Genomic DNA, 12280 nt, shown 5'->3' on the forward strand with positions numbered 1-12280 from the left:
CAGACACATCTTGGTGCAAGGTGTTCGTGTATCAAGCTAGGAAGGGGAATTCTCACTTGAGTATACGTTCTTTAAATGGAACAGATTTCACCGCAATGGTACTTGCCGGAGCGGAACAACTTGGACAGCATGCAGAGCACGTCAATTCCCTGAATGTTTTCCCTGTGCCGGATGGTGACACGGGAACGAACATGAATTTGACAATGAGTGCAGGAGTCGCAGAGATTAAAAGAAAAAGTTCTGCCTCCATCGGCGAAGCTGCCGGTATTCTATCGAAAGGCCTGCTTATGGGCGCACGGGGGAATTCAGGAGTTATTCTGTCGCAATTGTTCCGTGGTTTTAGTCGTTCAGCTGCTCCCTATGAGGAACTGAATACGCTCCAATTTGCAGCAGCCCTGCAGAACGGTGTTGACGCAGCTTACAAAGCAGTCGTAAAGCCCGTTGAAGGGACCATTCTTACCGTAGCCAAGGAAGCGGCGAAACATGCCAACTACTACGCAAGACGGACGAATGATATTACTGAATTAATGAATGAAGTTTTGTTAAAAGCAAAAGAAGCACTGGCAATGACTCCGGAATTACTGCCTGTACTGAAACAGGTTGGTGTTGTGGATTCAGGTGGTCAGGGGCTTGTATATATCTACGAGGGCTTTATGGAAGTATTGCTGCAAAGTGACGGAGGGAGTCGTACTTCACTGAACAAAGAAGTAACCCCATCCGTGGCAGCATCTGCTTTGAAACCGGCTGCACCGACAGCAGTGGATATCAAGAAGCCTGCACAGCAGGTGATTGCACCGGAGATGCCATTGTCTGCTCAGGCGAGACTGGAAACGGAAGATATTGAATTCCTGTATGATATGGAATTCTTCATTAATCGTGAGCTTGGAGAGAACGCAGGAGTGGCATTTGATGACGAAGCATTCCGGAAAGCGTTGTCAGTTAATGGGGATTCGATCATCATCATTGCCGATGATGAAGTCATCAAAGTTCATGTCCATTCCAAGACACCAGGCGATGTATTAAACTTGGCGCTGCATTATGGTGAGATTACACAGATTCATATTCTCAATATGCGTGAACAGCATCGGGATCTCCTGACAGCAGGCATGGACATTGCTCCATCACCTGAATTGTTTGCAGAGATTCCACCTGAGGCAGCGCGCAGTATGGAAGAGGCTGTGCTTCCTGCAGATGAGATGGCACCGTATGGTTTTATTGCGGTATCCTCCGGTGACGGTATTGCAGAGATTTTCCAAAGTCTTGGTGTTGATGTTGTTCTGTCCGGTGGACAGACGATGAATCCGAGTACTGAGGATTTTGTAAAAGCCGTTCGTTCCATTGCTGCGGAGCAGGTATTTATACTCCCGAATAACTCGAATATTGTACTGGCTGCCGAGCAGGCTCGTGAATTGCTTGAAGATGAGCGCCGGATTACGGTTATTCCAAGCAAGACCATTCCACAGGGAATGGCTGCTGCTTTTGCTTTCCAAGAAGATGAGTCTGCGGAAACAAACCGTGACCAAATGTTGGAGGCCATCAGCCGGGTACAGTCCGGTCAAGTGACTCATGCGGTTCGTGATACGCAATATGATGAATTAGATATTAAGGCGGGGCACTATATCGGTATTCATAACTCCAAAATTGTAGCGACGGATGAAACCATGCTTCAAGCATGTGAAGGTCTGCTCAAACAGATGATGGAGAGTGGAGATGAAGTGGTGACGATCCTTGAAGGGGAAGAAGCTGACCCTGAGGTTACTGCTGCCCTCGCTGCATGGCTTGAAGTACAGTATCCTGATGCTGAGGTAGAGGTACATCTTGGAGGACAGCCTGTGTATTATTATTTGTTCTCCGTAGAGTCCTAATAAAGGTTGTTCAAAAAGTCTCTAGTTGACTTTTTGAACATGTACTTATAGCACTCTAGCGAAGAGGAGGAGAGTCATGAGCCACAAGGTTACGATAGTAACAGACAGTACGGCAGATATTCCCGAAGAACTCATTCGCAAATACGGGATTCATATTGTTCCGCTACGTGTTCTGTTCGGTGAAGAGACCTATGCAGATGGCGTTGATCTGACTTCGGAACAGTTCTACGAAAAGTTGAAGAAGGTATCTGTGTTGCCTACAACTTCACAGCCATCTCCAACCGATTTCATGGATGTGTACCAATCACTTCTTGATGAGAACCCGGAACGCCCGATTGTATCGATCCACCTGTCATCCGGCATGAGTGGTACCTATCAATCGGCCATGCTTGGCAAGTCTTTGCTTGAGACTGAGGGTGACATCACCGTGCTGGATTCGAAGTCAGCATCTTATGGATACGGTCTAATGGTGGTACAGGCTGCTGAACTTGCCGAACAGGGCAAGTCAGCAGTCGAAATCGCTGCGGCTATTGAAGGGATGCAACAATCTCGCAAGTTGTTCTTTCTTGTAGATACTTTGGAGTATCTGCAAAAGGGCGGTCGGATTGGCAAAGCTTCAGCCATCTTGGGAACGTTGCTTAACATTAAGCCGATCCTGTCTATTGATGAAGAAGGCGTTATCTACGCAGTTGAGAAAGTCAGAGGTCATAAAAAAGCAATGGCACGCATTATTGAGCTGTTTCAGAAGGATCTTGCAGGCAAACGGGTGAACCTGGCGGTAGGTCATACCGCTGACCCGGGATCAGCGATCGCTTGTGCAGAGCAGCTACGGGGTCATTTTACACTGAATGAAGTGATCTATACCAATATTGGAGCCGTAATAGGCAGTCATGTTGGACCTGGTGTCATTGCGATCTTTATGTGGCCTGTTCCGGAATGAGGGATTAGACATGAAATTGGAAGAAATATCAGTTAAGCAAATTAACGGCGTGAGTGCTCTCAAAGAGGGAGAGCTTCACGCCTTTGGCATCTCTACTGTTAAAGACCTGCTTGAATATTATCCGTTCCGTTACGAGGATTATCGTCTGCGTTCACTTAGTGAAGTGAAGGATGGGGACAAGATTACGGTCCAGGGACAGGTAATGGGTATTCCTGTATTACAACGATACGGTAAAAAGTCCCGTCTTACCTGTAAGATCATGACGGAAGAGTGGATGATTACAGCCACCTGGTTCAATCGCCATTTCCTCAAAGAACAACTAACCCCCAATCGGGAGATTGTGATTACGGGAAAATGGGAACAAAAACGCATGCAGATGACCGTGACTGACTCGGAGTTCCCCGATAAAGGCGATGGGCGTTCAGGTACACTGCAACCTGTATATTCGGTAACCGGCAAACTGACACAACAATGGATGCGGAAAACGATCAATCAGGGATTAATTCAATTCGGAGATATGATTCCTGAAATTCTGCCCCAATCGTTGATGAAGAAATACAGCTTGATGCCTCGTAAACAAGCGATTTCGGGAATTCATCGTCCACAGGACAACCGGGAAGGTCAACAGGCCAGACACCGGATGGTGTATGAAGAGCTGTTTTTGTTCCAGTTGAAAATGCAGGCGTATCGCGCGCTCAACCGGAATCGCATGGATGGTGTAGTGCATACCACGGACAATACGACGATTCGTGAGTTTGTACGCAGTTTACCTTTTGAACTGACAGATGCTCAGAAAAAGGTGGAGCTTGAAATTCTGCATGATATGCGTTCGCCCTATGCAATGAATCGGTTATTACAGGGTGATGTCGGATCGGGTAAAACGGTTATTGCGGCAATTGCGCTATACACGACTGTTCGATCTGGTTTCCAAGGGGCTCTGATGGTGCCTACGGAGATTCTGGCGGAGCAGCATATGCGCTCACTGCAAAAGCTGTTTGAACCGTTTGGGGTAACCGTAGGGCTGTTAACGGGCAGTGTAAATGGACGCAAACGTAAAGATCTGATCGCCTCATTGCAAATGGGCATGATTGATATTGTGGTGGGTACACACGCCCTGATTCAGGAAGATGTTTTCTTCCGTGATCTGGGTCTTGTGGTGACGGACGAGCAGCATCGCTTCGGGGTGAATCAGCGCAGCGTTTTACGACGCAAAGGATATAACCCGGATGTGTTAACGATGACGGCAACGCCTATTCCGCGGACACTGGCCATTACAGCTTTTGGTGATATTGAAGTATCCACGATCTCGGAACGTCCGAAGGGACGGATTCCAATCTCCACGTATTGGGTCAAACACGATATGATGGAGCGGGTGCTCGGTTTTATCTCGAGAGAAGTGGATCAGGGACGTCAGGCTTATCTGATCTGTCCGCTCATTGAAGAGTCGGAGAAGCTGGATGTGCAGAATGCCATTGATCTGCATGTGCAGATGCAGCAGAACTTTCCGAAATATCGTGTAGGTCTGCTGCATGGACGGATGACGGCTGCGGAGAAAGAAGAGATGATGCGGGACTTCTATAGCAATGATATTCAGTTGCTTGTCTCCACCACCGTTGTCGAGGTTGGGGTCGATGTGCCAAATGCCACGTTGATGGTCATTATGGACGCGGACCGTTTCGGTCTCTCCCAGCTGCATCAGCTTCGTGGTCGGGTCGGTCGTGGTGCGCATGCTTCCTATTGTGTACTCATTGCTGATCCCAAGACGGAGGTTGGACAGGAACGTATGAAGGTCATGACGGAAACGGAGGATGGATTCGAGGTATCCCGGCGTGACCTCGATCTCCGGGGTCCGGGTGATTTCTTTGGTACCAAACAGAGCGGACTACCCGAGTTCCGTCTTGCCGATATGGTTGCCGATTTTGCTGTGCTGGAACAGGCCAGAGATGACGTGACCCATTTAATTGAGGATGCGACCTTCTGGACCTCTATGGACTATGCACCTCTGCGTGATTTCCTACAGCAACAGCAAGTATTCAAGGGTGATCTGATTGACTAAAGCTTGCCTTGATAGCTGGTTTTTCGTATTACCTTTGTAAAAAAAGACAAGTGTACAAGCCCTCCCGACATATGAATAAGAAGTGAGTTCATTCTTTTGGGAGGTGCTATACGTTTTGGGTTATCAACAATATGGAATTAGTCCGCAGCTGGTGGAGCGGATCAAATTAAAGATGAAAAATCCCGCTGTCAAAGAGCGTATCAAAAAGTTGATTGATGGCGTGACCAAGTCTGATCTGCAAGATAAGGCCAAGGTCAGAAGGTTGGTCAAGTCTTCGGCAGTCATTATGAATGAGAATTTCTCTCCGGCGCAGGAGGAGCAGTTTGTTGCTTTTGTGCTTGCACAGAAGATTGATCCGAACAATACGTTTCATTTGATTAAGCTGTGGGGGATGTTTAGGTAGGGATTCTATGTAATGTTGGGTGGGGTAAAACATTCGTTTACACGAGGGCACTACGATGACAGAATAACCTTCCGAGCGCTGTTATCCCCGGATTTTTTGATTGACCCTTTCCAAGGGTGAAATCCGGTGATAAAGGCGCACGCTTCGCTTCTTTAGGTTATTTCTGTCCTTTCCGTTGTTGTGTAAATTGATTTATTTTACAAAACCCAAATTACATTCAAGTTGTGTGGTAATTTAGGAAGGGGTGTTTCATTAGTCATGCAGATGACGTAATGGAACACCCCTTTTTGAACGGTATGGTGCCAGGGAGAAGACTGTCAGCTAAGAACCAGAACAACGAAAACAAGGAACTGGGCCATCATACATGGCCTGGTTCCTTGTTGTTTGCGGTGAAGGATTTGTGTTGCTTTCGGTATTCCTCTGGAGTCCAACCGGTCAATTTTTTAAACACCCGAAAAAAATATTTTGGATTGTCGTAACCCAGCTGTTTGGCAACCCGATAGATTTTATCGTCTGTGCTCGTTAAGAGCTGCTTGGCTTGCCTGATCCGTAGTCTGTTTACGTAATCAGTGAAGTTCTCGGATGTCTTTTCTTTAAATAAATGACTGAGGTAACTCGGGTTCAGGTAGAACAGGGACGATACCCATTCCAGCGTTAAATCCTTGGTATAGTGATTATCGATATATGTCCTGACGTTGTCGATCACTTGATCTGATGCGTAGGGGTTGTCTTCTTTAAGCAGAAGAGCTGTTCCCGTCAGCACCTTTACCATGTAATGCCTAATGCACTCCATATCGAACGAGACGTTCAGGACGGCCTCCAAGCTGGAAGAGGCGCTACTGTTACCTCCGTTCTGGATATAGTTACTCAGCAGCCGTTTGGTTTCCGTGATAATGTCTCTGCACTGCTCTTTCAGGTGGGCAAGCAAAGCGTCAGGCTGGCGTATGTAGAAAGCAAAGAAATCGGTGATGAGCTCTTCCACCTTCGGCACATTCCCGCTCTCTATAAAAAATAACAGTTCATATGTTCGAGCCCACTTCAGTTGATGTAAAGGAAATTGCTCCCGTGAAAATACGTAACATTTGCCAAAATCGGTAATGGCTCGTTCGTCCAACGCAAGGATCGTTTGATGATGAGCTTCTCGGACCCCACCAATGCCTGTATGAGGCAAGCTGATCCCCACACAACAATCCGTAGTTTCGGATTTGGTCAAAATGATACTCGCAGTTTGTTCCGCCATTTTCTGCAAATCAAGCTGGCCTGAGCAATCCAGATCATGCATCAGGAAAAACAGTACCTGATCCGTTTGTGGATGAGGAATGTACAGGCCATTCGAAAAGGTAGGTAGTTGCTGTGCTGTAAGCGGTTGAGGACCATAAATCGTCAATAAAATGAACTGGTCAGATGCCATGATGGCGGCAAATTCCGCAGAGCGGAACACAGGTGTTTTGATGGATGAATGGGGAGCCAGCACATAATTCAGGAAGGCTTGCATGTCTGCATCCCTTTTCATCTGCTCCGTTTCTACTTCTCTTAGAACGACTTCCCGCTGAAGAGAGCGCTCCTGTTCGATGGCTTGGATGGCTTGGTGAAGCGTACCGTGGATCTCATCCCGGCTAAAAGGCTTCAGCAGGTAATTTACAACTTTCGCAGAGATGGCCTCCTGCATATAATCAAAATCGGTATGTCCGCTAATGACAATTAACTTGATACGCGGATATTGCTGGCATACTGTCCTGATCAACAGCTTGCCGTCGACCTCAGGCATGCGCATGTCCGTAAAGATAATGTCCGGCTTGAACGATTCAATCAAAGCCAAGGCATCTGCCCCGTTATCTGCTTCGCCTAAGAGTTCAAGCGAGTGCTCAAAAGTCCCGATTTTTTTCAACAAACCTTTGCGGATCAAGGGTTCATCGTCCACAACGATATACGTGTACATCTCTAGGTCACCTCTTTTCCCAATTGGCCGGAATTTCGAGTGTAATTCGAGTTCCTGTATTCAAATCGGTATGAAACGAAAGGCCGTAACCCTCTCCGTAATACAAAGCAATTCGTGAATGCACGTTTTTGATGCCGATGCTTTGTTTATGCCTTTGACCAACGGCGACGAATTCAGGTGGCTGCTGGAGCAATTGTCGAAGTTCCTCCGCTTGTGTTAAGGACATGCCCACGCCATCGTCCCAGATCTCGAACACGATGCTGTCCCCCTGAAACAACCCGGTAATGGTAACGGAACCCTTCCCACGTTTGTTCTCCAACCCGTGATAGATGGCATTTTCCACGAGTGGTTGCAACAGAAGTTTCAGCATGCGACGACTCCGAATTTCCGGGTCTACATTAAGGTTGAACGCGAACTTGTCACCATACCGAATCTGCTGGATGGCCATGTAGTTTTCTACATGCTGAAGTTCTTCGCTAACCGCAACCAGCTCGCTGTCCGTTTTGATGCTGTAGCGGAACATGTCCCCGAGTGACTTGGTCATCACCACAATACTCTCAACTTCTTCGATCTCGGCAATGCTATTAATCGACTCCAGCGTATTGTAGAGGAAATGGGAGTTGATCTGTGCTTCCAATGCCTTCATCTGGGAGTCCAGCATGAGGATTTTATTCTGGTAACTTTCTCGGATATGCGTATCGATATCTTTCATCATTTTGTTGAACTCATGGTAAAGGATTCCTATTTCATCGACTTGCCTCGTTACTTGAGGCTTGATGGTCACAAAACGATGAGATTTGGTTTTGCGCATCAGTTTGGTCAATTCGATGATGGGTTTGGTGATCAGGTTGGACAAGAAAAAGGAAAGTAGAAGGAAAATGACGGCACAGCTTACGGCCACGTATAACAGCAACTTTTGTGAGATGTTGTACTCCTCATACAGCCGATCCATAGAGATGTTGGCAATCACGTTCCAATTGCGGCCGGGAACTTTCTGGATTACCGTCATCATGTTATCTTGGATTGATTTGTACTGTGAACTGTTTCCGACTTGATGCGTTGCCGCAGCCAGAGTATCGGAGAGAGGAGTGCCAACTCTACTTCCGTCGCTGGAGTACAGGATCTCGCCAGCGTCGTTCGCCAGATATAGATTGGACAAGCTTGGTGCCGGATTACGTTTTAGACCGTCAAAAATGTTCATACTGCAATCCAGCATAAACACGCCTAGGAACTCGTTGTTGTTGGGATCGTAGAGGGCTCTGGAGAAGCCAATGGATTCCTTGGCGTTAATGATGTAAGGTTTGACGCCTACTTCACCAATATACAAATCGCCTTTTCGCTGGATCGTATCCAGATACCACTCATCCCGAAGTGCTACATAATCGAGGCGTAGGTCTGTACCGCTGCTGCCATAGCTTATCCATTTGCCATCAGGTGTGAAAAGGTACAAACCATTGATGTAATTGTAACCAAGCAGAATGTTTTCAAAGATCAATTTCAATTTGCTGCGGATCATGAAAATGTCATATTGATCGTTGGTACCGTTCAACTTGATTAGTTCATCACTCACAGTGCTGTAAGCGGTTGCATTGGAAGACTGCTGAAGGAGTGTGACGGAGATCCGGTCGATGTTCTGCAAAATTTCCTCCATGCTCTTGACCGAATTGCCTATGGTTGTCGACGTCACGAGAGAGGTCTGCTCACTCACCAGCTTCGTGTAACTGCGATAGGAACTGACAGACACAACGATAATTGGCACGATTGATACGAGGACGAGGACCAGAAAAAGTTTAGTTTTGATGTTGAACAGAATCATACGTGCTCCTCCCGCCATTTGTCAATTCTAAAAATAGTGCACCATACGAGCCAAAGCAAATGCACTTTTGCCCACCGTATGATGAGAATGTGCACAAAGCAAGAATAAACATGAATTGGGGGAATGACAAGATGAAAAAAAGAAAACGACTGTGGTCCCTAACTTTGGTACTGCTCTTGATGTTTCTGAGCGCTTGCAGCTCCAGTAGCGAGGAGGGGGGCGGTACGGATACCAATAACGGGAGTACAGATGAGTCAGGAAAGCCAATTACGTTGACGATGATGCTTTCGGGAAACAAGGCATCCGAGGGAGAGGATTTCGAGCTGGAGACCTTGCCGCGCCTAGTCAAAGAGAAGTTCCCGAACATTAACTTGGAAGTACAAAAGTTGCCTGATGATCAATACAATACATCTGTTCGAACCAAGCTTGCGGCTGGACAGGGACCGGACATTTTCTGGATTTTCCCGAAAAATGCGGCTGGCGGTGTCATTGATTTTGCAAAGGCAGGCTTCGCTGCGGATCTGTCAGATCTGAAGTTCTGGGACAACATCAGCCAAGGAGCGAAGGAAGATATGTCCTATGAGGGTAAACCTTACGGCGTGGCCGAAGGACTGGACTTCTTGGGCGTTTACTACAATAAGGAGTTGTTACAACAAGCGGGATATTCCGAGTTTCCGAAGGATTGGCCTTCGTTTCTGGATTTGTGTCAAAAGTTGCAGGCAGCGGGCGTAACGCCAATTGCGATGGGAGACAAGGACCCTTGGATGATCCAATTCGGTATGTATCCGATTGCAGCCAATGTCGTGTATCCGAATGAGCTGGATTTTGATGTAAAACTCCAGAACGGCGAAAAATCGCTGACTGATCCCAAGTGGGTTCAAACCATATCCAAATACAAAGAGCTCTATGATAACAACTACGTCGTTAAAAACTCGCTTGGTATTGGCAGTGCCCAATCTGCACAGTTGTTTATCGACGGGAAAGCAGCCATGACCTTTACGGGAACATGGGATTATGCCTCCATGACGTCCAAAGGTGCTGCCGAATTTACTCGCGGATTCGCTTCATTGCCAGGTAACGAGCCGGAACAGCCGGTGTTTGTATCTGCTGCAACATCTGCCGGATACGCTTTGAACGCCAAATCGGCAAACCTGGATGCAGCCAAGGAAGTACTGAACTACCTGTTTGATGGTGAATCCGATCTGTTCAAAGCATTTGTGGAAGCCAACAGTTCCATCAGCGTCTATAAGGACGTAGAACTTGAAAACGAATTGTTTAAGGAAGTGAATGACAACTATCAACAAACTGGTAATTCCGTCTACTTCAGCAACCAGATGTGGCCAGCCGGAGTATCGGACGTCATGCAGGCAAAGTTTGCCGAGATTATTGCTGGACAGAAAACAACACCAGAAGATGTGGCAAACGCCATGGAAACCAAGTTTAGAGAGCTGTGGAAAAACTAGAACAAAACGATGCTGTCTGCTGTAAAGGGGAGAATGATTGTCCTTCTTCCCTTGCCGCAGGCCCCTTGGAAAGGATGGAGCAGGATGAGCTCTACTGTAATGAAAAAGTCCATGTACTGGTTTGCTTTGCCGGCATTGATCTTCTACCTGACCTTCTGGATCTTCCCGATCCTGCGGTTGTTCCAGTACAGTATAACGGACTATAACGGGTACGCCCAAGCCTATAACTATATCGGTTTCGACAACTATAAGGAATTGTTCCGGAGCGACATCCTAGGCATTTCTTTAAAAAATACACTGATCTATACATTCGTCACCGTCATAGCTGGCAATATCATCGGTTTGGCAATGGCATTGCTGTTAAACATGAAAATAAGAGGAACCGGGATTTACCGTTCCCTGGCGTATATTCCCACATTGTTCAGTGCGATCGTCGTCGGATTTTTGTGGAGTTACGTCTATATGCCGGATTACGGGCTGATTTCTTCCTTTCTCGATAAACTGGGTATCGCAAATGAACTGAATTTCCTGGGTGATTACTCGACCGCACTGTATTCTATTATCTTCGTGGAAATCTGGAAGACGATCGGAACGACAATGATTATCTTCCTTGCAGGACTACAGACTGTTCCGAGTGATCTTTTGGAAGCCGGACGGATTGATGGCTGCGGCTCATGGAGATTGCTGCGACATGTGAAGATTCCATTACTGGCAACAGCGATTACAATCAATGTGACGTTAAGTTTGATCAATGGACTCAAAGCGTTCGACTTCCCGTTTATCATGACGAATGGCGGTCCCGGCACGGCTACCAACACGCTGATTTATACCATCTACAAGATGGCATTCACCGAACAGCTCTTTGGTAAAGCTTCGGCTCTTGGCGTTATTTCCTTTGCCGTGATTATCGTCATTACCGCTGTTTTTGTCCTGAAAATGAACAAACGGGAGGTGTCGGCATGACGCTTCGTAAAGTTTTGGGGAAAGGATCCGTTCAGGTCGTTGTGTTGTTGGTGATGGCGTTAAACCTGATTCCGTTAATTATTGCCTTTTCGACATCACTCCGAGATCCAGGCAACAACACAAATCCGCTGGTCCTGTTCCGGGAGATGTCCTTTGCAAGTTACAAGGCTGCCTTCGACCGGATGCACTTTCCGGAAGCGCTATGGAACAGCGTGGTGTTAACCGGGGTATCGGTCGTGTTCGTTGTCCTGTTTGCGGCGATGGCGTCCTACCCGATGGCCCGCTTGAAGACAAAGCTAAGTAAGTTCATGTATTTGTTTTTTTTGTCCGGACTCGTGGTACCTGCGCAAATGGTATTGATACCGATCGTGCAAATGATTAATGCGCTGCATATCCCAACGAATCAATATACGCCTATTTTCATGTTCATTACGTGCAGTCTGCCGTTTTCAACTTTCCTGTACACGGGTTTCATTCGAAGCGGTGTGCCTGAGGAGGTAGAAGAAGCGGCGCACATCGACGGGGCGGGATTATTCCAACGGTTCTGGACCGTCGTGTTCCCCTTACTCATTCCGGTAACGGTTTCGGTCATTATTACGCAAGGTGTCTGGATCTGGAACGATTATTTCTTCAATATGATCTTTATTTCCAGCGCAGGAGATTCACCGTTACCGCTGGCCATGCTCGGATTTTTGGGCGATCAGCAAAATCCCACGCAGTGGAATGTCCTGTTTGCAGCATGCTTTCTGTGCGCGCTACCGTTGCTGCTGGCGTTTCTGTTCCTGCAAAAATATTTTATCGGTGGTATGACCGTTGGGGCGGTCAAAGGATAAGG

9 protein-coding genes are annotated in these 12280 nt (G+C 47.1%); 7 read left to right on the plus strand and 2 right to left on the minus strand.

Going from position 1 to position 12280, the window contains the following annotated elements:
• Positions 1-56: 56 nt before the first annotated feature.
• The 4 genes from C161_RS30620 to C161_RS30635 all read left to right on the plus strand — a co-directional run bounded on the left by C161_RS30620 (position 57) and on the right by C161_RS30635 (position 5264).
• On the plus strand, positions 57-1865 hold the full coding sequence (locus C161_RS30620) for a DAK2 domain-containing protein (protein WP_036674903.1): 1809 nt from the start codon (positions 57-59) through the stop codon (positions 1863-1865).
• Positions 1866-1941: 76 nt separating this feature from the next.
• On the plus strand, positions 1942-2805 hold the full coding sequence (locus C161_RS30625; protein WP_036674905.1) for a DegV family protein: 864 nt from the start codon (positions 1942-1944) through the stop codon (positions 2803-2805).
• A gap of 10 nt (positions 2806-2815) precedes the next feature.
• The gene (gene recG, locus C161_RS30630; RefSeq protein WP_036674906.1) at positions 2816-4861 is read left to right on the plus strand and encodes an ATP-dependent DNA helicase RecG; all 2046 of its coding nucleotides are present in this window, start codon (positions 2816-2818) and stop codon (positions 4859-4861) included.
• Positions 4862-4976: 115 nt separating this feature from the next.
• On the plus strand, positions 4977-5264 hold the full coding sequence (locus C161_RS30635) for a stage VI sporulation protein F (protein ID WP_036614589.1): 288 nt from the start codon (positions 4977-4979) through the stop codon (positions 5262-5264).
• Positions 5265-5622: 358 nt separating this feature from the next.
• Here the strand turns inward: C161_RS30635 and C161_RS30640 are convergent, their stop codons facing one another.
• Both C161_RS30640 and C161_RS30645 read right to left on the minus strand, forming a co-directional pair.
• Complete coding sequence (locus C161_RS30640) at positions 5623-7203, minus strand: response regulator transcription factor (RefSeq protein WP_036674908.1); 1581 nt, start codon at positions 7201-7203, stop codon at positions 5623-5625.
• 7 nt (positions 7204-7210) lie between these two features.
• Positions 7211-9019, minus strand: coding sequence for a sensor histidine kinase (locus tag C161_RS30645; RefSeq protein ID WP_036674909.1), 1809 nt, complete (start codon positions 9017-9019; stop codon positions 7211-7213).
• A gap of 131 nt (positions 9020-9150) precedes the next feature.
• Between C161_RS30645 and C161_RS30650 the strand changes: the two genes are divergently transcribed.
• The 3 genes from C161_RS30650 (at position 9151) to C161_RS30660 (ending at position 12278) form a co-directional block, all read left to right on the plus strand.
• Entirely contained in the window at positions 9151-10482 is a 1332-nt protein-coding gene (locus C161_RS30650) for an ABC transporter substrate-binding protein (RefSeq protein WP_036674910.1), read from the plus strand.
• Between the two features lie 84 nt (positions 10483-10566).
• Positions 10567-11445, plus strand: a complete 879-nt coding sequence (locus C161_RS30655; RefSeq protein WP_036614579.1) for a carbohydrate ABC transporter permease — start codon at positions 10567-10569, stop codon at positions 11443-11445.
• Positions 11442-12278: a carbohydrate ABC transporter permease gene (locus tag C161_RS30660; RefSeq protein WP_036674912.1), complete on the plus strand. Its 837-nt coding sequence runs from the start codon at positions 11442-11444 to the stop codon at positions 12276-12278. Before C161_RS30655 ends, C161_RS30660 begins: the two co-directional genes overlap by 4 nt.
• Positions 12279-12280 lie beyond the last annotated feature (2 nt).

The organism is Paenibacillus sp. FSL R5-192 (assembly GCF_000517845.1).
Lineage (GTDB): Bacteria > Bacillota > Bacilli > Paenibacillales > Paenibacillaceae > Paenibacillus > Paenibacillus amylolyticus.

Bases quoted from the DNA above. Each gene is read 5' to 3' on its own strand.
- recG (WP_036674906.1), top strand. From the start codon at position 2,816: ATGAAATTGGAAGAAATATCAGTTAAGCAAATTAACGGCGTGAGTGCT.
- C161_RS30640 (WP_036674908.1), bottom strand. From the start codon at position 7,203: ATGTACACGTATATCGTTGTGGACGATGAACCCTTGATCCGCAAAGGT.
- C161_RS30655 (WP_036614579.1), top strand. From the start codon at position 10,567: ATGAGCTCTACTGTAATGAAAAAGTCCATGTACTGGTTTGCTTTGCCG.
- C161_RS30660 (WP_036674912.1), top strand. From the start codon at position 11,442: ATGACGCTTCGTAAAGTTTTGGGGAAAGGATCCGTTCAGGTCGTTGTG.
- C161_RS30645 (WP_036674909.1), bottom strand. From the start codon at position 9,019: ATGATTCTGTTCAACATCAAAACTAAACTTTTTCTGGTCCTCGTCCTC.
- C161_RS30650 (WP_036674910.1), top strand. From the start codon at position 9,151: ATGAAAAAAAGAAAACGACTGTGGTCCCTAACTTTGGTACTGCTCTTG.
- C161_RS30625 (WP_036674905.1), top strand. From the start codon at position 1,942: ATGAGCCACAAGGTTACGATAGTAACAGACAGTACGGCAGATATTCCC.